19 protein-coding genes are annotated in these 21,793 nt (G+C 66.9%); 10 read left to right on the forward strand and 9 right to left on the reverse strand.

Annotated elements, in window-relative coordinates; translation table 11 throughout:
• Nucleotides 1-42 precede the first annotated feature (42 nt).
• The 4 genes from HUN08_RS16870 to HUN08_RS16885 are packed head-to-tail and all read right to left on the reverse strand — an operon-like array spanning nucleotide 43 to nucleotide 8,164.
• Nucleotides 43-1,212: a VWA domain-containing protein gene (locus HUN08_RS16870; RefSeq protein ID WP_124248849.1), complete on the reverse strand. Its 1,170-nt coding sequence runs from the start codon at nucleotides 1,210-1,212 to the stop codon at nucleotides 43-45.
• Complete coding sequence (locus tag HUN08_RS16875) at nucleotides 1,209-3,674, reverse strand: DUF5682 family protein (RefSeq protein ID WP_129624359.1); 2,466 nt, start codon at nucleotides 3,672-3,674, stop codon at nucleotides 1,209-1,211. Before HUN08_RS16875 ends, HUN08_RS16870 begins: the two co-directional genes overlap by 4 nt.
• The gene (locus HUN08_RS16880) at nucleotides 3,671-4,771 is read right to left on the reverse strand and encodes an AAA family ATPase (RefSeq protein WP_124248847.1); all 1,101 of its coding nucleotides are present in this window, start codon (nucleotides 4,769-4,771) and stop codon (nucleotides 3,671-3,673) included. Before HUN08_RS16880 ends, HUN08_RS16875 begins: the two co-directional genes overlap by 4 nt.
• 45 nt (nucleotides 4,772-4,816) lie before the next feature.
• Nucleotides 4,817-8,164 carry a DUF4132 domain-containing protein gene (locus tag HUN08_RS16885; RefSeq protein WP_124248846.1) on the reverse strand — a complete coding sequence of 1,116 codons (3,348 nt, stop codon included), beginning with the start codon at nucleotides 8,162-8,164 and terminating at the stop codon, nucleotides 4,817-4,819.
• 108 nt (nucleotides 8,165-8,272) lie between these two features.
• On the opposite strand from HUN08_RS16885, the gene HUN08_RS16890 reads away from it, so the two are divergent.
• Complete coding sequence (locus tag HUN08_RS16890) at nucleotides 8,273-10,039, forward strand: crosslink repair DNA glycosylase YcaQ family protein (protein ID WP_124248845.1); 1,767 nt, start codon at nucleotides 8,273-8,275, stop codon at nucleotides 10,037-10,039.
• A 57-nt stretch (nucleotides 10,040-10,096) separates the two neighbouring features.
• On the opposite strand, the gene HUN08_RS16895 is transcribed toward HUN08_RS16890, so the two are convergent.
• Nucleotides 10,097-11,191: an inositol-3-phosphate synthase gene (locus HUN08_RS16895; RefSeq protein ID WP_124248844.1), complete on the reverse strand. Its 1,095-nt coding sequence runs from the start codon at nucleotides 11,189-11,191 to the stop codon at nucleotides 10,097-10,099.
• A complete protein-coding gene (locus tag HUN08_RS16900) occupies nucleotides 11,184-11,783 on the reverse strand; it encodes a PadR family transcriptional regulator (RefSeq protein ID WP_124248861.1) in 600 nt (199 codons plus the stop codon). Before HUN08_RS16900 ends, HUN08_RS16895 begins: the two co-directional genes overlap by 8 nt.
• A 192-nt stretch (nucleotides 11,784-11,975) precedes the next feature.
• On the opposite strand from HUN08_RS16900, the gene HUN08_RS16905 reads away from it, so the two are divergent.
• The 3 genes from HUN08_RS16905 to HUN08_RS16915 all read left to right on the forward strand — a co-directional run bounded on the left by HUN08_RS16905 (nucleotide 11,976) and on the right by HUN08_RS16915 (nucleotide 16,439).
• Nucleotides 11,976-12,407, forward strand: coding sequence for a DUF5318 family protein (locus HUN08_RS16905; RefSeq protein ID WP_124248843.1), 432 nt, complete (start codon nucleotides 11,976-11,978; stop codon nucleotides 12,405-12,407).
• Between the two features lie 67 nt (nucleotides 12,408-12,474).
• Nucleotides 12,475-14,694, forward strand: a complete 2,220-nt coding sequence (locus HUN08_RS16910; RefSeq protein WP_124248842.1) for a transglycosylase domain-containing protein — start codon at nucleotides 12,475-12,477, stop codon at nucleotides 14,692-14,694.
• Between the two features lie 59 nt (nucleotides 14,695-14,753).
• Nucleotides 14,754-16,439, forward strand: a complete 1,686-nt coding sequence (locus tag HUN08_RS16915) for a glycosyltransferase 87 family protein (RefSeq protein WP_165353479.1) — start codon at nucleotides 14,754-14,756, stop codon at nucleotides 16,437-16,439.
• Between the two features lie 11 nt (nucleotides 16,440-16,450).
• Here the strand turns inward: HUN08_RS16915 and HUN08_RS16920 are convergent, their stop codons facing one another.
• Nucleotides 16,451-17,032, reverse strand: coding sequence for a GNAT family N-acetyltransferase (locus HUN08_RS16920; RefSeq protein ID WP_124248840.1), 582 nt, complete (start codon nucleotides 17,030-17,032; stop codon nucleotides 16,451-16,453).
• A 41-nt stretch (nucleotides 17,033-17,073) separates the two neighbouring features.
• Nucleotides 17,074-17,463, reverse strand: coding sequence for a DUF1304 domain-containing protein (locus HUN08_RS16925; RefSeq protein ID WP_124248839.1), 390 nt, complete (start codon nucleotides 17,461-17,463; stop codon nucleotides 17,074-17,076).
• Nucleotides 17,464-17,518: 55 nt separating this feature from the next.
• On the opposite strand from HUN08_RS16925, the gene HUN08_RS16930 reads away from it, so the two are divergent.
• Both HUN08_RS16930 and HUN08_RS16935 read left to right on the forward strand, forming a co-directional pair.
• Entirely contained in the window at nucleotides 17,519-17,725 is a 207-nt protein-coding gene (locus HUN08_RS16930) for a CopG family ribbon-helix-helix protein (RefSeq protein WP_301546784.1), read from the forward strand.
• Entirely contained in the window at nucleotides 17,722-18,090 is a 369-nt protein-coding gene (locus HUN08_RS16935; protein WP_124248838.1) for a type II toxin-antitoxin system death-on-curing family toxin, read from the forward strand. The genes HUN08_RS16930 and HUN08_RS16935 overlap by 4 nt, the downstream gene beginning before the upstream one ends.
• Here the strand turns inward: HUN08_RS16935 and HUN08_RS16940 are convergent.
• Nucleotides 18,087-19,571, reverse strand: a complete 1,485-nt coding sequence (locus HUN08_RS16940) for a glycosyltransferase 87 family protein (RefSeq protein ID WP_124248837.1) — start codon at nucleotides 19,569-19,571, stop codon at nucleotides 18,087-18,089. The genes HUN08_RS16935 and HUN08_RS16940 overlap by 4 nt on opposite strands.
• 319 nt (nucleotides 19,572-19,890) lie before the next feature.
• Here HUN08_RS16940 and rpsF point away from each other — a divergent pair, with 319 nt between their 5' ends.
• From rpsF to rplI, 4 genes are all read left to right on the forward strand, one after another.
• A complete protein-coding gene (gene rpsF, locus HUN08_RS16945; RefSeq protein WP_124248836.1) occupies nucleotides 19,891-20,172 on the forward strand; it encodes a 30S ribosomal protein S6 in 282 nt (93 codons plus the stop codon).
• A 135-nt stretch (nucleotides 20,173-20,307) separates the two neighbouring features.
• A complete protein-coding gene (locus HUN08_RS16950) occupies nucleotides 20,308-20,808 on the forward strand; it encodes a single-stranded DNA-binding protein (RefSeq protein ID WP_124248835.1) in 501 nt (166 codons plus the stop codon).
• A 19-nt stretch (nucleotides 20,809-20,827) separates the two neighbouring features.
• Nucleotides 20,828-21,082, forward strand: a complete 255-nt coding sequence (gene rpsR, locus HUN08_RS16955) for a 30S ribosomal protein S18 (protein ID WP_124248834.1) — start codon at nucleotides 20,828-20,830, stop codon at nucleotides 21,080-21,082.
• 17 nt (nucleotides 21,083-21,099) lie between these two features.
• A complete protein-coding gene (gene rplI, locus HUN08_RS16960; protein ID WP_124248833.1) occupies nucleotides 21,100-21,555 on the forward strand; it encodes a 50S ribosomal protein L9 in 456 nt (151 codons plus the stop codon).
• Nucleotides 21,556-21,793: the final 238 nt, after the last annotated feature.

The raw sequence follows: 21,793 nt of genomic DNA on the forward strand, positions 1-21,793 counted from the left end.
CGTCCAGCCGGGCGCACCGTGAGGCGACCGTCGCCCGAGTGCTCACGACATCACCCCGACGAGCCAATCGGCCAAGCCCTTGGGGTCGAGTGCCGCGATCTGCATCCCCGCGTCGGCCATTTGCTCGGCCATCGCCCGGTTGTAAAAGGGTTGTGTCGCACCGGATTTCAGAGTCAACGACGCAAGTCCCAGGAGCTGCACACCGGCCTCGGCGAGTTCCCGGGTCTCGCGGACCAACTGTCGCGGCGAGCCTCCCTCGCAGAAGTCGGTGAGCAACACGAGGACGGTGTTGGCGGGGTTGGCGATGATCGTCGAGCAGTACGCCAGCGCGCCGCCGATGTCGGTGCCCCCGCCCAGCTGCGTGGTCATGAGGACTTCGACGGGGTCGTCGGCGATCGGCGTGAGGTCGACAACGGCAGTGTCGAAGACGACTAGTTTGCATCTCACGGTGCCCAGGCCGGCGAAGATGCCCGCCATCACCGCGCTGTGGATGACCGAGTCGGCCATGCTCCCGCTCTGGTCGACGCAGAGGATGACGTCCCACTCGATGTGTCGGGTGTTGCGGTCGAAGAACTTCAGCTGGTCGACGATGAGTTGGCGGCGGGTCGGGTCATAGTTCTTCAGATTCGCCGCGATGGTCCCGGCAACGTCGAAGTTGGCGGCGATCGGGATCGGCGAATGCGCGAAACGCCGTCGGGTACCTCCCAGGACACGGCGCACGTCGGCCTCTAGGCGCTTGCGGAGATCGTCGACGACAGCCCTGATGAGCCGACGCAGACTCCCCTCGAGGCCGACCGGCATCGCACGGCGCAACCCGAGAACGGTGGCCAGGAGTTCCGTGCTCGGTGAGAGCGAGTCGAGGACATCCGGGTCGGTCATGAGGTCGGTCAGCCCGAACTTCTCCAACGCATGCGCGGTCACGACCTCGGTGACCGACTCCGGGAACAGTTCGCGGACCTCGCCCAGCCAAACGACGGCATGCGGCGCGGACCTCTCCAGCGATCCGGGGCCGATCTCCGTCCCATCCTCGTCATCGCCGCCGTCATCGCCGTTGGAATCGCCGGGCGCGACGTCGCGCCCCACGTATGCGCGCCGGTACAGGTAGTCCAAGGCTTCGGCCCGACGTGCCTCCTCGGAACCCTCGTCGGCCTCCCCCAACTCGTCTCGGGAGAACGAACCCAGCACCAGGCGCCAGCGGTCCAGCTCGCTCATGGCTCCCCCAACCATTCGGAAAGTCCTTGGGCGACAAGAAGTTCCGAGGCCTGTGCGTTCAGCTGCTGGTGGTCGGGGTCTCGATACGGTTCCTCGCCTATCGGCTCGGATCCACTCGACCACCGAGGGTCACCACACTGGTCGAGTTCCGACGAGGCGCGATCGATCCCCAACCTCCGGCCCACCACGGCGGCCACCAGATCCGTTTCGCCAGGGGTGAGCTCGGAGAGCGCCAATCGGAGCAGTGGCAGCGCCTCGCCGAACTGATCATCGGTCCACGAGCCCAGGAGATCACCCAGCACATCGACGAGATCGGTTTCCTGCCAAGCGAATTCACGTGCCGTGCGCATCAACCCGGTGAGGAACGGCAGGGCATCTGCTGGTCCGAGCGTCCCGGATAGCGCACCCCGCAACCGTCCCGCGGTCTCCGCCGCGCTCAACTCGCCGTCGGAATACCGCAGCCCGACCGCGGCGCCGCGGACGGCAGGCGCGCCATGGTCGTCGGCGAGTCTGCGCACTATTCCGGCCAACGCCGCGCGATCCTCGTCGGCATCGAGCAGCGCCGTCTCCCCCACGGCCTCGCGTAGTGCGAGGACGGCGGTGATCATCTGGTCCGGGTCTTCGGCGGGCAGGAGCCGGGCCAGATAGTCCGCGCGTCGCAACGCGGAGCGAGCCAGATCGGGCAACGCCGGGAAATCGGCGGCGGCGAGCGGTTCCCGCGCTCGGAACAACATGGTCAACAAGTTGCACGCCGTCGCCGCACCGCAGAACGACGGCTCGTCGGCGACGGCTTCCGCCGCGGCTGCGGCCAACGCGTCGTCGCGTTCACGGCTACCGACGACACAACTGCGCGCGATCAACGCCGCGGCCGCTTCTGCGGACGACCGGTCCGCACCGCCCAGGAAGTCGTCGACGACTTCGGCGAACCGCGTGGCGACGGCCGCGGGCAACGTGCTGCCGTATCGGGACGCTTCGACCAGCCCGGCCTCGGTGGCCGGCGACCACCGGTAGCGCCACCGTTCGGTGATCAGGTGGAGGTCGGTGCCGCCGGTGAAGTCGGGACCGCGGACGAGTTCGCCAAACGGCACGTCGAGCAGCACCAACCCGTGCAGGATGCGGCTGGTCTGTCGGGCCGCGGGCCGTCGATAGATCTGCAGCGTGGTCTCCCGCGACACCGGATCGTCGACGGTGAGCCGTGCCGCCTCCACGCGGGCCAGCGCATCCGCGACTAGCGGCGGGGTCGCCGTCCCGGGCGGCACCTGGCCGATGAGGTCACCGGTGAGGATCTCCTCGGTGACCTCCAGCGGCACCTGGCCTTCCACGGCGACGTCGCCTTTGACGAAGGTCGCCGCCACCGCGTCGCGCAGGTCCCTGGTGGTCGGCGCGCTCCGCCCCCGAAGTCGCGCCAGTCGTCGGACGTGGGCGTCGGCATCGGTGACGGTCGGCAGTGCGACGGGGTACCCCAGTTCGCGCAGCCGACCGGCGATCGCCAACAGGGATTCCGTCGCCGCCCGCGTCCGGTAATCGCCCCGGCCTGCCGTCATGTGCTCCCACGACCGCCGATGCCACCCTGGCGAACGGATGCCCGCGGCGTAACCGTTGACCGAGTCGACCCGCGGCTCGCTGAATCGGATCAGCGCAGCCCTACTCGCCGGCGCCTTGATCAGCGGTCGCGGCGGCGGGTCGTCGAGGAGGTCCGGAAGCACGACGGCGTGGTACCCGCCGACGACTACCAGCACCGGGCCGTCCGCGGCGGCCATCGCCTCGGTGACGTGCCAAGTCATCTCAGCTTCCCGGGCCGTCGTCCCATCGCGGTCGTGTTCGCGCGGTGACGTATCGGCGCGGGCCAGTGCGCAGTAGGCGACGAGCCGCGCAGCGTGTTCGGCCGGGTCCTCCGTCAAGGCGGCCGACTCGAAGTACTGCTCCCACAGCTCGTCGGCGTCACGGCACCCGAGTTGTTCGGCGACGGCCCGCAGCGTTTCACTGAACACCAGCCGCCGCTCGTCCCATTGCAGCGACGACGCGTCGTCGGCCTTCGAGGTGGCGTGCTGCTCGGCGATGTCGAGGTCGATGAACGACGACGGGATGCCCGCGGCCGCCGCGTCGCGCACTGCGACGAGTTCGGGAGAGAAGTCACAGAACGGGTAGTAGGCGCCCAACCCGGGCGCCCCCTTCGCCCCGCGTTTGGCCTCGGTGTAAGCGTAGATGGCGAGCGGCGTGCGGGCGCGCTCATCGGCGAGCGACTCGACCAGCGGCGTGAACGACCGCGGTCCTTCGACGAGGACCCTTGCCGGACGGTACTTCTCGATGGCCTGGCGGACCGCCCTGGCACTGGACGGCGAGTGATGGCGCACCCCGATGATGACGCGCTCGGGAGTTACCAGTCGCCTGGCCAGGGCACGGATCTGTTCCGCCGTCGGGGCGGCATTTGGGACCATGGCGGCGGACGGCGACGCGCTCACCCCCGCGTGGCACGGTGCGCGTCGAGCGCCGCCGCCCACTGCGACCCCCGTTTCGCCCGGCCGCGGACCACCACGTCGAAGTACTGGTCGAGTTTCGGCCCGTCGTCGGCATTGTCTTTGCACACGGTGCCGATGAGCTGGCGGGCGATGTGCGCACCGGTCGCGGTGCCGCCGTCGAAATAGTGGGCGTCGAGCGCGGCCGAGTATCCGACTGCGACGGCCTCGGCGGCCGACATGACCGCAGTCGGCGCGGCCACCGCTGTGCCATCGGAGGTCCGCCCGGTGCGCAAGTCCGCGAAGACGTCGACGAGGAGTTCGACGACATCGGGCGCAAGCCGATCGTCGACCCCGGCCTCGTCGAGCAGGTCGGCGGTTTGCTCGGCTATGAGGACGGCCTGCATCTTGCGGTCGGTGAGCGGCTGCACCGTCTCGAAGTTGAAACGTCGTTTCAGTGCGCTGGACAGCTCGTTGACGCCGCGGTCGCGCAGGTTGGCGGTCGCGATGACGTTGAACCCGGGCCGAGCGGCGAGCACCGCGTCGGACGTGGCGCCGAGTTCCGGGATGTGCAATGCCTTGTCGGACAACACGCCAATCAACGAGTCGGAGATCTCCGGCTGAATACGCGTGATCTCCTCGATGCGGCAGATCCCGCCCGCCTCCATCGCCTGGAACAGCGGCGCCCGGACCAGCGCTCGCTCACTCGGACCCTCGGCGATGAGCAGCGCATAGTTCCAGGTGTAGGCGATCTTGTCGTCGGTCGTGCCGACGCTCCCCTGCACGACCCGTTGCGACGATCCGCTGATCGCCGCTGAAAGCAGTTCGGACAGCATCGATTTCGCGGTGCCCGGCTCTCCGACGAGCAGTAGTCCGCGCTGGCTCATCAGCGTCACGATGCTCCGCTCGACCAGAGCGTCGTCACCGTAGAACTTGCGCGTGACCCCGGCAGATTTGTCGCCGACGACGAAGCTGCGCACCGCACGCGGGCTCAGCTTCCAACCCGGCGGCTTCCGCTCGCCCGCATCTGCGGTGACGAGCCGCACGAGTTCGTCGGCATAAGCCTCCTCGGCGGGCGCGCGCAAGACGGGGGCTGCGGTCACGGATGCACTCCGGTCATGAGATCAACGTAGGCCAGAACACCGACATCAGTAGGTCACCTGGCTCTCCCAGTCCTGGGCATACTCGCCGAGCGCAGCCAGGGCGCGCATGTCGGCGACCGTCGCGAAGACCAGCCCTGCCGGCACCTGCGCCAGCGGCAGCGCACCGCGCGGACCACTGAACGTGATCTTCCCGAGCGCGACGGTGACGTCCTCCACGGGTTGCGCGACGCCGGAGAAGTGCAGGCTCGCGGTGACACCGAGCGTCGGGTACCGGCGTTCGTAGTCGAAGAAGAAGCCGCCGTCGCCGGTCTCGCCCTTCTCGTAGCCGCGCTTGGTCGCCGCCGAGCGCAACGAGAACATGCCGAGCAGATACCCGACGAAATCATCGACCGACTTGGCTTGCGGATCGCCCGGCACGTACGCGTGCGGGAACTGCTCGAACAGCGGGTCGACGCGGTAGTCGTCGAAGTGGGCGCGCCACCGACCGACCTCCTCGTCGTCGACGAGTCCGGTTCCGGCCAAGCTGATCATTCCCGACGGGAGGGATACCTCCTCGTCGAAAGCATCGGTCAGCGTCCCGTCTCCCAGTGGGCGGAACACCCTCCCGTCGTCGCTCTGCCAGATGAGTCGCTGTGCGAGGATCCCGACAATCGGGTGGCTGCGCAGGTAGCGCTCCCAATCGTCGGGCGACCATTCGCGTTCCGCGCACCACGCCTCGTAGAGCCGGTCCGTGGCCTGTTTGACGACGGTCTTGACCGTCTTGCGCGCCGCCGACAACTCCTTCTTGGCGGCGGCAGCCAGTTCCTCGTCGTCGGAGACGCGCGGAGCGGGCAGCGACTTGAGCGCCTTGCGATCGCCGTCGAAAAGGGCGATCGTCCCCGACGGTGTGAGGTGCGCGTGGAACTGCCGCGGCCCGAAGTCGAGGGTCAGCTCACCGTCGACGAATCCAGCGTCAGGCACGGTTCGGTCGGCCAGTTCAGCCGGCGACCAACCTTTGCGCTCGGCCAGTTCGGCGACCCGCTCACCCGCTTCCTTCTTGATTCCCGGGGTGCGGAAGCGGGTGCTGATGGCCAGGAGTAGTTGAACGGCGGGCGCATCGTCGACCCAACCCAGCATCGCCACCAGAGCCTTGCACTGCGCCGCGCGCCAGCCGTAGTAGGTGCGAATGTAGTGCTCGGCGACCGGCGCGGCGTTGCCCTTGCAAGCGACGGCGCAGATCGCCAACAGGCCCTTGGCAGCGATGCCGTTCTCCTCGGCACACCACGCGTTTAGGAGCCAATCGCCGAAACGCTCCGCGTCGTGTGGGTCGAAGAGTCCGACGTAGTACCGCAACGAGACCGACGGTTCCGGCGACTTCGCCTTCACCGCTGTCGCGACGAGCCAGCGCAGGACATCCAGATCGACGCTGTCACCGGACTCGACCCAGCGCACCGGCGGTGCCTGATCCCAGTCGAGCCACGCCGGCGGCGCGGCTTTCCCTTTCGCGACGAGCTTCTCCAACGCCTCTCGGTTCAAGTAGTGGTCAGGTGAACGGCCAAGCGCGGCCAGGGCGGTGAGCAGCGCGTCGCGCACACGCTCGGTCTTCTCGGCACGGTATCGCTCGTCGAGGAGGTCGATTTCGGCTTCCGTTCCGATTTCGGCAAGCCACCGCGCCGCAATCATCCGGGTGTCCGCGGAGGAATCGCGCAGCGCGGCGACGATGCGAGAACTCCGACGCGGGTCGTCGCGTACGACTTCCTGCGCCGCCCGACGCCGATGTCCGCGAGGCCCCAGCGCCATCCGGTACATCGCGTCGGCGGCCCGGTCGGGCAGTGGTCGCAGTCGTTTGAGGACTTCGAACGCTCCCATTCTGTCGTCAAATCCCCGGTTGCCCTCCTCGGCAATGCTGACGAATCTGTCGACCCACTCCAGGACGTAGGGTCCGATCTCGTCGTCCGACGCCGACTCTATAAACCCAACCGAGTTCAGCAGCCCACCGGCCACCATCGCCGACCCGTTGGTATCCAGACCGTCGAGCAGCGCGGCGAGCAGGGTCAGCGACGGCTCCCCACTCTGCTGACGCAGCAACGAGATCGCCTCGCCCGCGAGGGGCCGGAGCATCTCGTTCCTGTAGGTGAACAGATCGCCGGTGCGCATGAGCACCGTGACCAGATTCGACGCCGTGACGCCCGGGATCGCGGCATAAGCCATGATCGCGTCTTCGTAGTGGTACGAGAAGCGGATGTCGGCATCGGTGTCGGCAGGCCGAGGTGGTTGCGGGTCCCGCGCATCGGCGCGAAGCCGCCGCAGGAGCCCATCGGCTAGACCTACTTTCCCATCTCGGCGGTACCGCGAGTACTCCTTGTCGATCCGCGTCACCAACCTGACGAGTGCGGCGTCGATCTCCGGGGTGAGCGGGAACGTCCAGTCAACGCGGACGGGCCTGGGCTTGACGAGTGCCCGCGCCTCAACGATCGGCGCTGAATCCCAAGAGGCGATCAGATCCGCGGCCTCCGCGGTGCCGAGCGCCTCGGCACGTTCTCTCGCCCACGGACGGTCGACGGGGGTCGGCGCCAGTCGCCACAAGGCGTCGAGAGCGCGCAGCTGGCGTCCCCGTTTCGCGTTGCCCGCGAGTTCGCGCAGCGCGACAGACGTCCCCAAGCATCGTCGGGCCAATCGCTCCGTATCGGTCGCGATCGTGGCCGAACCGTCCACAAGATAGAGCGCGAGCGTCGACCCAAAGGGGGCGAGACCGCGGGCGTCGAGGGGCCGCAGGTTGTCGATGATGATGGGGCGCAGCGCTCCCGGCGCGGCCACGGCCAGCCCGGCCAGGACGCTGCCGTCCTCGATCACCCGTTCCCGATACCCGGGCAGGGACCGCATGACACCGCGCGGCCCGCCTTCGCCGGTGAAGTCGTGACGGCCTGAGCGGAAGAGCGCCTCAAGTAGTTCGCCCGGCCGGCCGCCGGCCTCGGTGACAATGTCCTCGATCGTGCCGAACCGCACCGGCACCGCCTCTCGATTCGATATGGCCGCGTGGTGGAAACTACGGCCGATGTCGTCGATCAGCCACTCGATCACGTCTCCGTCGGCGATCGGGGCAAGACGCATGTACGGGTAGTGGTCGAACTCGGCCACCACCCGCGCCCAGCGCAGACCTCGCTCGGGGCCGGCGGCGTCGAGCAAGGCGTAGAGCTCTTGCCGTCGTTCCCGCTCGGGCCCCGACCACGCCGACTCCCACCAGTTCGGTTGCGCCGCGGCCACTGCCTTGAGTGCGGCGGCTTCCCCGTCGCCGCTCTGGATGTAAGCGACGACCCGCTTGGGCAGTGTCGGGTCGATCTCGCTGACCTGACTGGCCTCGATGACCTTGGCCACGGCCGCGCTGAACGGCTCAGACCGCCGGAAGAATCCCATGCGACCAACCTAGGGCAACGCCCCAACGGCTGAATAGCGACGACGGGTCGACCGGTGCCAGCTGTGTCATTTAGTGTCATAAAATGTCATTTGATGTAACTTTGTGTCATGACAATGTCCAAGTCCGACCTGGGCGAGCTAATAGCTGATCTCCATCACCAAGGTGGCGACACCACAGCGTGCGAGGTGAAGCGGGGACGGGGAGGGGTGCCTCAGATCGGCGAGACGCTCAGCGCCTTCGGCAATATGCCGGAGGGCGGAACGATCGTCGTCGGACTGGATGAGGCGAGCGGATTCACCGCAACCGGAATCAGCGACGTGGCCGCGGTCAAACAGGGCATCGCCAACCAGGCGAGGGTCGCCGTAACACCGCCGGTGTCGGTGGACTTCGAGGACTTCGCCGTCGACGGCAACGACGTCCTCGTTTGCCACGTCTCGGGTCTGCCACTCCCCGCGCGTCCGTGTCTGTACCAGGGACGGCCGTATCTGCGACATGCTGATGGCGACTATCCAATGTCTGACGTCGAGATCCAAATGATCGAGGATCGGAAACGGCAAGCTGCCCTGGATGACTCGTCGTTGTGGGTGCGGGACGACATGCGCGAGGTTCCCGACTCCGGCGTCGACGACCTCAACGACACATTGGTGGAGGCCCTCCTGCGCAATGCGCGGAACAGATCAGTGTTCCATCGGGCCAAGACCGACGAGGTGGTGCTCCGGAACCTCGGTGTCGTCGCCAAGAGTGGTCGGCTCACCGTCGCCGGAGCCTACGTACTCGGCGAATATCCGCAGCAGTTCGTTCCCTCGTGGTCAGCCACGGCCGCGGTACAACTGCAGAGCGGCGTCGGCGCGCGCACTCGTGATCTCGTCCACTTCGAGGGACCAGTGCCAGAGTTGCTCGCCGAGATCAATGCGTGGGTAAGCCGGAACCTGCACACGACAATCGGATATCGGTCAGACGGGAACGCGTTCGACGAAGCGGAACTGCCCGCCGTGGCGGTGCGGGAGTTGGTGGCCAACGCGCTGGTCCACCGGGATCTAAGTCCTCTCTCATACGGCAAACGGGTAGAGATCCGGTTGAGCGGCGATCGGCTCGTCATTGCCAATCCTGGTGGGTTGCGGGGTATCACGACCGCTCAACTCGGGCACCGCGGTGGCAAGCATGCGGTGAACGAAACCGTCTACTCGCTGTGCGAAAAACTGACACTGCCCGACGGCTCGCGCGTAATCGAAGCCGAAGGCGGAGGTATCCGTGAAGCTCGCGAACGGATGCGCGCTGCCGGCCTGAAGCCGATCAAGTTCTACGACACAGGGGTGTCGTTTGTCGCAGTCGTGTCCCGACGCAGATTGCTGTCGGAGGCGGATCTGGAATGGCTTAGCACCGCAGCTGCAGGACACCGACTCAGCCAGGAACAGCGGATCATTCTGGCCTCAATGCACCACGGAGAAGCCTGGACCAACAAGCTCGTGCGCAAAGAGTTCGACCAGATCGATTCACGTGAGGCGACCTCGCTTCTCCAAGACCTGGTCAGCAGGAATCTTGCCGTCGTCACCGGATCGAGGGGAGGTGCTCGTTACCGTTTGGCCGATCGATTCCCACTCTCGTCAGATGACGTCTTGCACGTCGAGTCGCGTCCGCCCTCGACGGCCCTGAGCGAACCGGCGGTACCGAGGCCAAGCGTGTCCAACGAAGAACTGATCAGGAACGCTCTCGACTCCAGTGGAGGACAGGCGACAATCGCCGACCTGGCCGACCGCACCGGTTTGACCGAACGTCAATTGCGCTACGCCTTGCACTCGATGGGCACACGGGGTGCAGTCGTCGACCTGGGGGGAAGACCCAAACGGTGGACACTCGCTCCCCGTAGCGACTGAGTACAACGCAGCAGGGTCCCCACCCGGAGGTGGGGACCCTGCTGCGTTGTGGCGTGACTACTCGGCGTCGATGATGAACGCCTCGAGCTGAGCGCGCGCCTTGTCGTCGGCGATCTGCTCGGGCGGGCTCTTCATCAGGTAGGCCGAGGCCGGCAGGATCGGGCCGCCGAGGCCGCGGTCCTTGGCGATCTTCGCGGCGCGCACGGCGTCGATGATGATGCCGGCCGAGTTGGGCGAGTCCCAGACCTCGAGCTTGTACTCCAGGTTCAGCGGCACGTCACCGAAGGCGCGGCCCTCGAGGCGGACGTAGGCCCACTTGCGGTCGTCGAGCCACTGCACGTAGTCCGACGGGCCGATGTGGACGTTCTTGTCGTACACCTTGCCGCTCAGCGGGCCGTCCAGGATCGACGTGACGGCCTGCGTCTTCGACACCTTCTTGGACTCCAGGCGCTCGCGCTCGAGCATGTTCTTGAAGTCCATGTTGCCGCCGACGTTGAGCTGGTAGGTGCGGTCGAGGGCGACGCCGCGGTCCTCGAACAGCTTGGCCATCACGCGGTGGGTGATGGTCGCGCCGACCTGGCTCTTGATGTCGTCGCCGACGATGGGCACGCCCGCGTCGGTGAACTTCTTGGCCCACTCGGGGTCGGAGGCGATGAACACCGGCAGGGCGTTGACGAAGGCGACGCCCGCGTCGATGGCGCACTGCGCGTAGAACTTGTCGGCCTCTTCCGAACCGACGGGCAGGTAGGAGACGAGGACGTCCACCTGCGCGTCCTTGAGCGCCTTCACGACGTCGACCCCGGTGCCGTCGGCCTCGGTGATGGTCTCCTTGTAGTACTTGCCCAGACCGTCGAGGGTGTGGCCGCGCTGGACGGTCACGTTCAGCGGCGGGACGTCGCAGATCTTGATGGTGTTGTTCTCGCTGGCGTTGATCGCCTCGGAGAGGTCGAAGCCGACCTTCTTCGCGTCGACGTCGAACGCGGCGACGAAGTCGACGTCGCGGACGTGGTACGGACCGAACTTGACGTGCATCAGACCGGGGACGGTCGAGTTCTCGTCAGCGTCCTTGTAGTACTCGACTCCCTGGACCAGGGATGAAGCGCAGTTTCCCACGCCAACAATGGCCACACGCACCTTATTGGGCTCACCCATGGTCGGGCTCTCCTTTTCTTCTCGACGACGCTCCAGTGTCCGCCGTCGTTTTGTTACCTGTTGTGTCATCGGCGCCAGAGGCTTCTGCCGCGATGAGTTCATTGAGCCAGCGCACTTCGCGTTCGCTTGATTCCAAGCTCAGCTCGTGGAGCTGGCGGCTGTAGCGGTCGTCGCTGCGGGAGGACCCGCCGATCAGCTCGCGCAACCGCTCGCGACGCTCCTCGACCTGACGCCGACGACCTTCCAGGATGCGCATCCGCGCCATCGCCGGGGTGCGGCTGAAGAACGCGAGGTGCACACCGAAACCGTCATCGGTGTAGTTCTGCGGACCGGTGTCGGCGACGAGTTCGCTGAAGCGGACCCGCCCGGCCTCGGTCATCACATAGACCCGACGCCCGCGACGCACCTTGGTGCCCTCGGGACTCGTGTCCTCGGTGATCAATCCGTCGGCCTGCATCCGGCGCAGCGTGGGATAAAGCGAACCGTACGAGAACGCGCGGAACGCACCCAACAGACCGGTGAGCCGCTTGCGCAGCTCGTAGCCGTGCATCGGCGCTTCGAGCAGGAGTCCGAGGATTGCCAGTTCAAGCAAGACCGTCACCCTCCTTCTCGTCGGCCACGCTTCTCGTCGGCCACGCGGAACCGCGTGGTCTGGCCTATCACGATTAGCCATCAGATCGATGCTGTCATCTAATGTATCGCACCGATATATACGTTCGCCAATCCGGTGGGCCACGTCACTGACCTCCCCGACGCGGAAACGGGCACGAGTAGTCTCTTCGACATGGCCGTGCCGCACCCGGACCCGCAGGCGTGGGAGGAGTCCGCGCCCCGACAGGTGGTGGACTACGCCCTGCAGCGCCGCGCACGGCTGGCCGAGGTCAACTCCGGTCGCGTCGCCGTCGGCGAGGTGTGCGACGCCAATCCGTATCTGCTGACCGCCGCCGCCTTCCACGGCACGCCGTCGGACACCACCTGCCCGATCTGCCGCAAAGAGCCGCTGACGCTGGTGTCCTGGGTGTTCGGGGACCGACTCGGCCAGGTGTCCGGCTCAGCACGATCGGCCGCCGAGATCGAGCAGCTCGCCGGCAGCAGCGCCGAGTTCTCGGTCCACGTCGTCGAGGTGTGTCGCACCTGTCACTGGAACCATTTGGTGCGTTCCTACGTTTCCGGTCTGAAATCTCCGCCGTCGCGTAAACGTAGAATGGCGAAGTGATTCATGCGCCGACCGCATACTGTCGGGCAACTGGCAGCGCGCGGCGCGGCACACGGAAAGGCAACACATGAGCAGCGCTAACGGTTCATCCAAGGGTGATTCCGCCAGCTCAAACGGTAAATCGGGCTCCGCGTCGAGCAAATCGCTCGCGGCCGCCCGACGCCAGCAGCAGGCCACCAAGCAGAAGCGGATCGCGTGGGGCGTCGGAGCGATCGGCGCCTTCGTCCCCGTCGTCGCGGTGGTTGGAATCCTGGCATTCCTGCTCACCTACATCTTCGCGCACGTCCCCGCGTCGGGTGAGATCAAGCACAACCAGGTCGCCAACATCCTCTACAGCGACGGCAGCGTCGCGGTGAAGGTGATCCCGCCGGAGGGCAACCGCACCGACGTCAAGATCACCGAGATCCCCAAGTCGCTGCAGGATGCCGTCATCGCCGCCGAGGACCGCGAGTTCCGCAGCAACTCCGGCTTCTCCGTCCGCGGCCTGGGCCGTGCCGTCGTCGGCCGCGTCGTCAACCGCGAAGACGCCGGCGGTGGCTCGACGATCACCCAGCAGTACGTCAAGAACGCCCTCGTCGGCGACGAGCACTCCTACCGTCGCAAGTTCAAAGAGTTGGCCATCGCCACCAAGATGAGCAACGAGTGGTCCAAAGACGACATCATGGCCGCCTATCTGAACACCATCTACTTCGGCCGCGGCGCCTACGGCGTCTCCGCTGCTGCACAGGCCTACTTCCACAAGGATGTCTCCAAGCTGACGACGGCCGAGTCGGCGGTTCTCGCCGCGTCGATCCGGTCGCCATCCAACTACGACCCCGCCACCAACCGCGAGGCCGCCGAGGCCCGCTGGAACTACGTGCTCGACGGCATGGTGTCCATCAAGGCGCTCAGCCCCACCGACCGCGCCGAGATGAAGTACCCGAAGGTCGCCAAGTACGTCGAAGGCGGGAACCAGAAGGACGACGGCCCGATGGGGCTGGTCAAGCGCCAGGTCGTCGCCGAACTCGGCGAACTCAACATCACCGAGTCCCAGGTCCGCACCGAGGGGCTCCGGATCACCACCACGATCGACAAGCAGACCCAGAAGTCGCTGACCGACGCCGCGACGTCGAAGCTGGCGGACTATCCGAAGTCGACCCGTACCGGCATCGTCTCGATCGATCCCAAGACCGGCGGCGTCCGCGGCTACTACGGCGGCCCGGACGGACAGGGCTGGGACTACGCCGCGGCCGGTCTGCAGACCGGCTCGTCGTTCAAGGTGTTCGCGCTGATCGCGGCCCTGCAGCAGGACATCCCGCTGTCGAAGATCTACAGCTCGTCCCCCTACGAGGGCACCGGCGGCCTGAAGGTCACCAACTCCGACGGTGAGTCGTGCGGCTCGTGCAACCTGGCGACGGCGATGAAGATGTCGCTGAACACGGTCTACTACCGGCTGATGATGGACCTCAACGGGCAGGCGCAGGCCGTCGCCGACGCCGCGCACAAGGCGGGTGTCGCGGAGAGCTTCGGCGACATCCCGCACACGCTGCAGGAGCGCAACGGCGGCACCGAGGGCGGCGTCGTCCTCGGCCAGTACCCGTCGCGCGTCATCGACATGGCCTCGGCATACGCGACGCTCGCCGCGTCGGGCATCTACCGCGCGCCGCATTTCGTGACGAAGGTCGAGAACAACGACGGCGTCGTGCTCTTCCAGCGCAAGCCGGACCAGGGCAAGCGCGTCTTCGAGGCAAAGGTCGCCGACAACGTGACCGCCGCACTCGAGCCGATCGCCGCCTACTCGAACGGCAACGGCCTCTACGACTCGACGTACGGCACCCGCCCGTCGGCCGCGAAGACCGGTACCGCCCAGCTCGGCGACACCGGCCAGAACAAGGACGCGTGGATGGTCGGGTACACCCCGCAGCTGTCGACGGCGGTCTGGGTCGGCACCGACAAGGGCACCGCGCTCAAGACCCCGTGGGGCGGTCCAATGTACGGCTCCGGTCTGCCCGCGCAGATCTGGAAGGCGGCCATGGACGGCGCGCTGGAGGGCAAGGAGATCGAGAAGTTCCCCGAGCCCGAGGCGGTCGGCGGCCAGGCGGGCATCCCGTACGAGGCGCCGCCGCCCCCGAAGTACACCCCGCCCAAGCGCACCCGCGGACCGCGGCTGCCTGGTGAGGGCGACGACGGCAACTTCACGTTGGCCCCCGGCGTCACCATCCCGGCGCCCGGCGGTGGCGAACCGGACCGGCCGCGTCGACCGCACCGGCAGGCACCACCTCCCCCGCCGCGCTGGCCCTGGGGCTGATCCCCCGCTGATCCTGCGAGCCAATCGGAGTCGACATCTCTGACGTGATGGAGTCGCCGGTGCCGTTGGCACCCGACCATGCCCGGACGGTGCGACGATGGGCGCCCTCGCATGAGGACCCGCTGGTCGCGTCGGGGACGGCGCGCATCGGCGGCCCGCTCGGCGCACATGCCGCCGTCGGCCGGGCCCGGTTCTCCGCGCTGCGGGTGCTGTTCGCGCTCGCCCTGGTCGGGCTGGCCATCGGCTGGTCCGGTAAGACCGCGTGCGTCCAGCAGACGCCCGTCTCGCCGTCGAATGCCGATGGGTCCGGTTCGACGGCCCCGAAGGCCGAGGCACGCCAGTCCCCCGACGCGACGATGCGCCTCAACTGGGACCGGCAGCGCGACCTGTACTCGCTCTGCTACACCGACCTGCCGCCGGTCTTGACGCGCCAACACCTCGGTGAGGGAATCCCGTTCTGGACGACCTGGACGACGAAGTCCGATGACGGCAAGTCGCACGTCGGGCGGTTGCCTGCGCCGGTCGGAGCCGGATTCCTCGCCTACTCGGCGGCACGGGCGACCGCGGCCTGGCAGTGGATGCACGTCCACTGGGGTGTTCCGTCGGCGATCAGCCCGGCGGTGTTCTTCAACATTCTCGCCGTGGTGTTGGCCCTGTGCTGGCTGGTGACGATCTGGGCGCTGGTCAAGATCGCCGACGAGCGACGATGGGCCGTATGGGTCGCCGCGCTGTCCCCGGTGATCTTCGTGCATGCGTTCACCTCGATCGACCTGTTCACCGTCGCCTTCGTGATGACCGGCCTCCTCGCCTGGTCGCGGCGCCGACCGATCCTGGCCGGGGTGCTGCTGGGCCTCGGTGTCTCCACGGGCTACTGGGTCCTGTTCGTCCTGCTTGCCCTCGCGGTGCAGCAGATCGCGTCAATGCGGGGTGACCGTGCTCAAGTGTCGGCCGAGGCACTAGCCGACGCGGTCGGGGCGCCAGCCGACGGTGGTCGAGTGCCGGTCGACGGTGGTCGAGTGCCCGCCGACGGTGGTCGAGTGCCGATCGAGGCGCTAGCCGAGAGCGGTGTATCGAGACCAGGCGTGTCGAGACCAGGCGCGTCGAGACGTCTGCTCTCCGGCTACGCCAACCTGATCCGCGTCCTCGTCGCGGCTGTCGCGATCTGGCTCGTGGTGAATCTGCCGGTGATGATCGGAACCTTCTCCGGCTGGATCCACTACTTCCGCTTCCTCGGGGCCCGCCCGCCGGAGCCCGACAGCGTGTACGGAGCCATCGCGAATCTGGGCAACCTCTCCCTCAACATCACCGCGGTGAACGTCATCTCGCTGGTGTTGACCGTCGTGATGGTGGTGGCGGTGATCGTCGTCGTGCTGCGCTCCCCGCGCGCGTTCGACGTGTACTCGATCGCGTTCTTGCTGGTGGCGGGCGTACTGATCGCGTCGAAGGTCTGGAGCCCGCAGAGCACGCTGTGGCTGGTCCCGCTGGCCGTCCTGGCGGTGAAGTCGAGTCGCATCCTGATGGCGTGGATGCTCGTCGAGGCGCTCGCCTGGGTGCCGCGGATGGGTGTCTACCTCGATCCGGAACATCACTGGTTGCCGCCACAGTGGTACACGCTGGCGGTGGTGGTGCGCTTGATCGCGGTGTTGGGTGTGGCCCTGCACATCGTCTGGCAGCACTACGACGTCGAGCCCGAGCCTGCCCCGTTGCCCGGGAACTTGGACCGCTCACCCGCCCCGACTGGCTAGACCTCCTTTCGTCAACTCAGCCGTGCGAGCAGCCGTGCCTTGGCCTCGGGCCAGTCGTCATCGGTCATCGCGAACTGCGCGGTGGTGCGCCAGCCATCGCCGAAGCGCTTCTGCTTGCGCAGCAGACCCTCGAACCGCGCGCCGAGCTTGGCGATCGCGGCGCGCGAGACCACGTTGTTCTCATGCGTGTGCCACACGACGCGGACTGCGCCGCACGTCTCGAAGGCATGGGTGAGCAGCAGGAGTTTGGCGGACGGGTTGACCTCGGTGCCCTGTGCCGACTCGGTGTAGAAGGTGTGCCCGACGGCGACGTTGCGATCGGTCGGGTTGATCTCGTAGTAGCTGGTCGACCCGACGATCTGCCCGTCGCGCAACACCGTGAATGCCGTCCGGGTCCCCGCCTCGCGGGCATCCAGCGCGGTCGCGACGAAGCTGCGGGCATCCTCGACGTCGAGCGGCACTCCGGGCGACCACTGGAAGACCGCCGGGTCCCCCACCAGTCCGCCCAGCGATTCGGCGTCGCCAGACTCCAACGGCCGCAAGAGGATTCGTCCACGTTCGAGGGTCGGCGCCCCCAGCCATTCGTCGCTCACCGGGCCAGGCTAAGTCCTGCCGGCGCGGCTGCCCAACCGAATTAGGTGGCGCACCCGATCACCAGCACGATGACCGCGATCAGCGGCAGCGCACCCTGTTTCACCGCGGCACCACGGTGCGCCGGCGACGAGAGGCCCAGGACGAGGGCGGCCGCGAGCATCGCCCCGGTGCCGGCGAGCACCAGCGCCAATCCGACTCCGCGATGATCCGACAACCCGATCACGAGCGCGCCGACCACCACCATCACCGCGAGGAACAGGTTGTAGAAGCCCTGGTTGTAGGCGAGTTCGCGGGTGTCTTCGGCCTGCTGTTCGGTGGTGCCGAACACCGCGCGGGCGCGCTTCGACGTCCAGGCGAGCGACTCGAGATAGAAGATGAACACGTGCAGCGCCGCGGCCAGCAGCGCGACGACCAATCCGGCAATGATCATCGGCCCAGTATGCGCGCTGGTGGACCGAACGAACCAGGCTTAGTACCATTTTGGTATGGCCATGACAGTGCGCATCCCCCCGGAACTCGACGCGCGACTCGACGCGCTCGCCTCCGCTCGCCACGTGTCGAAGCATGCTCTCGTCCTGCAGGCCATCGAATCACTCACCGCGCGCAACGAGCGCCGCGACGACATCCTCGCCGCGGTCGACTTCGTCCGCACCCACGATGCGGAGCTCCTCGAGCGACTCGCCGACGCATGACGGACTACCTCACGCTCGACGACGCGCTGCTCGTCGCGCGCGAGTTCGGGTTTGTCGTCGGCGATCCAGGCCTGCTGGCTTCGGCGCTCGCCCGCCCCGCGACCACGGTGTTCGGCGACGATGCCTACCGCACGCTGCCGCGCAAGGCCGCCGCACTCCTGGAGAGCCTGGTTCGCAATCACCCCTTCATCGACGGCAACAAGCGAACCGGGTGGACGTTGATGGTGACGTTCTGTTACCTCAACGGCTACATCCACGACTTCACCACCGACGAGGGGTTCGACCTCGTCATCGGCATCGCCGAGGGAGTGATCGACCTCGATTCAGTCGAGCAGCAGATCGCGCGGCACCTTATCGACCGCTAGGCCGTCGCCGGAACCGCCTGCTTCGCCACATACGGCTGTGGGACGCGCAGTCCCATCGACGCCAACGGCTGGCGCGGCTGAGCTTTGACGAACGCGAAGATCAAGTAGACCAGCAGGACCGCGTGGACCCAGACGCCGAAGTTGACGCCACCGATGACCCACCACTTCATCGGCGGATGCGACGGGTCGTTGATGATGCCGAAGAGCCGGAAGATGGTGAGATCCAGCGACAGGTCGGCGACGAGGTAGAGCGCGATCACCTGCCACCGGATGTTCAGCAGCACGAAGAACGGGAGGATCCACAGCGTGTACTGCGGCGAGTGCACCTTGTGGAACACCATGAATCCGGCGAGCATCGCGCCGCTCACACCGATCCACGGGTACACGCCCAACGTCACCTTGTCCGGCGAATAGACCCGCCAGCCCAGGTACAGGGCGAGGACGAAGGACGCGGCGATGAGCAGCGGCGACGCGACGCCGACGATCGAGTTCAGCGTGTCACTGGGCGCGTAGGAGCCGGGCTTGCCACCGGTCAGGATTCGCCAGCCCCAGTACCAGATGGAGTTGGTGTCGACGTCGGCCTTGCGCTTGCCCTGGAAGGAGAGCGACGCCCGCCACCCCGCCCAGCCGAAGATCATGAACGGCCCCTGGGTGAGCGCGACGGTGGCCGCGGCCGCGCCGATCGTCGTCCAGAATCCACGCCAGTCCAGACCGGCCGCGACCTCGCGCGGCGTCCGGAACCGGGCGATGAAGCCGCCGTCGCGGGTCAGCACGTAGAGGGCCAGCGGCAACACGAAGAATCCCGGGTACAGCTTGAGGCTGAATCCGATGCCGAAGAGGACCGCCGCCCAGGCCGCCGCGGTCCGCGGTTTCAGGCGCGGCTCGCCGTCGGGTTTGCGCGACGCACCCCAGGCGACGACGGCGATGCCGCCGACGGCGGTCGCGACGACGGGCAGCTCCCAGTTGTGGAAGGCGTAGAGGACCAGCGGCGGGGTCGCCGCCCACAGCAACGCCCACCAGCGCACCAGATAGACCAGCAGCAGGGTGACGAGGATGCCGAAGGGCGCGAGGATCAACACCGAGTGCTCGAAGAAGGCTTTGTCGGTGTGGGCGCCGATGGCGCCGAGCCACATCAGCATCCCGGAGAGCACCGGGTATTCGACGGTGCCGCCGTAGATGTGGCCGGCGTCGGTGATCCCGCCGTGGATGTAGGGGAACACGTGGTGGTTGATGTCGCGCCCCACCCAGAGGTTCATCATGTCCGAGTAGCAGGGGATCACCGCGTGCGGATCGCCGATCGGCCAGCGCCGCGAGCGCCCCTCGGCGTTGAACGGCGCACCGCCGCACTTCGCCTTGGCGTGGAAGCTCCACGCCATCGCGAGGACGGTGAACAGCAGGGCGACGACGGTCGCGAGTACCGAATCTCCTGCCCGGGTCCGATCGAAAGGGCCGAAGGCGCGGTCCTTGCCGCCGTTAGACATGCGGTACACGTTAGCCCGTACCCCGGTGGTCGAGTGGGTTCGACGGTGGTCGGGCACCCCAAGACGACGGTGGTCGGGCACCGAAGATGGCGGTCGAGTGGGTCCGACGATGGTCGAGTAGGTCCCGACGATGGTCGAGTGGATCCGAGCCCCTGGGCGAGGAACCGTATCGAGACCTCGCAACCCGCGACGGTGGACGCAACCGACGATTTCGCAGGTCAACCGCTCGTCGTGTATCTTTGAGCGGTTGCCGACGCAGGCGACCCTCCTGCCGCGGAACGTCCGCGGCCGATTAGCCCATAGGAGGTGATGTGGTCTTATGCGTCACTACGAATTGATGGTGATCCTCGATCCGAGTCTGGACGAGCGCACCGTCGCACCCTCACTGGATACCTTCCTCAATGTCGTCCGCAAGGATGGCGGCTCGGTGGATGGTGTCGACATTTGGGGCAAGCGCCGTCTTGCCTACGAAATCGACAAGAACAGCGAAGGCATCTACGCGGTCATCGACCTGAACGCGGAGCCCGCGACTGTCAGCGAGCTCGACCGTCAGCTGAAGCTGAACGAGTCGGTCATGCGGACCAAGGTCCTGCGCAAGTGAGCTGAGGGCGCGAGTTCTGCACGAACACTCGCGCCTGTCGGTGCCGGTCCATAGGCTGGGAGGAAATCCCGGCTGGAACGGCACGTCGAGCACCTGCCCACCATCGGAACACCACGATCCTCGAGGGGAAAGCACATGGCTGGAGAAACGGTTATCACCGTCATCGGGAATCTGACGGCCGACCCGGAATTGCGGTTCACGCCGTCCGGCGCCGCGGTCGCCAACTTCACGGTGGCGTCGACGCCGCGCACTTTCGATCGTCAGACCAATGAATGGAAAGACGGCGAAGCGCTCTTCCTGCGGTGCAACATCTGGCGCGAGGCCGCCGAGAACGTGACCGAATCCCTGCAGAAGGGGATGCGCGTCATCGTTTCCGGTCGCCTCAAGCAGCGCTCCTTCGAGACTCGCGAAGGTGAGAAGCGAACGGTGTATGAGCTCGACGTCGACGAGATCGGCCCGTCGTTGCGGTATGCCACGGCCAAGGTCACGCGCGCTTCGCGTGGTGGCGGCGGTGGCGGTTTCGGTGGCGGAGGCGGCGCAAGCCGTCCCGCGTCGAGCCAGCCCGCGGCGAACGAGGATCCGTGGGGCTCTGCCCCCGCGGCCTCGGGCGGTGCCTCGGACGAACCACCATTCTGAGATCTATCTGGAGTAATACATGCCAAAGCAAAAGGGTCGGAAGCCCCGCGTCGAAAAGGTCATCAAGGCCAAAGCGTGCAGCTTCTGCAAGGAAAAGGGCCAGGTCATCGACTACAAGGACACCGCGCTGCTGCGTCGGTTCCTGTCGGACCGCGGCAAGATCCGTTCGCGTCGAGTGACTGGTAACTGCGTGCAGCACCAGCGCGACATCGCGATCGCCGTCAAGAACTCGCGCGAGGTGGCGCTGTTGCCGTTCACCTCGACGGGCCGCTGAGCGGGAAGGGATCAGATATGAAACTCATCCTGACTGCCGCTGTCGAGAACCTCGGTGTCGCCGGCGACATCGTCGAGGTCAAGGACGGCTACGGCCGCAACTACCTGCTGCCGCGCGGCCTGGCGATCGTCGCCACCAAGGGCGCCGAGAAGCAGGTCGAGGGCATCAAGCGGGCGCGCGACGCCCGTGAGGTGCGCGACGTGGAGCACGCCAACGAGCTGAAGCAGGCCCTCGAGGGCCTCGCCTCGGTGCAGTTGGGCGTCAAGACGCATGACTCGGGCAAGCTGTTCGGCTCGGTCACCGTCACCGACGTGGTCGGCGCTATCAAGAGCGCCGGCGGCCCCGCCGTCGACAAGCGCAACGTGGAGCTGCCGAAGGGCCACATCAAGGCCACCGGCACCTACCCGGTTGTCGTGAAGCTGCACCCGAACGTCGCCGCCAACGTCGAGTTGGCCGTCGTCGCCGCGGAGTAGACACGCACTAAACGAGAGCCGCCGCCTGGGATTCCAGGCGGCGGCTTTCGTTTTGTCGGTGATCGAGTGGTCTCGTCGGCGGTCGAGTAGTCCCGTCGGTGGTCGAGTGCCGAAAGACAGCGGTCGAGTACCGAAAGACGGTGGTCGAGTGCCGAAAGACAGTGGTCGAGTACCGAAAGACGGTGGTCGAGTGGTCCCCATCGGTGGTCGAGTGGATCCGAGCCGCAAGGCGAGGAAC

The organism is Gordonia sp. X0973, assembly GCF_013348785.1.
Taxonomy (GTDB): domain Bacteria; phylum Actinomycetota; class Actinomycetes; order Mycobacteriales; family Mycobacteriaceae; genus Gordonia.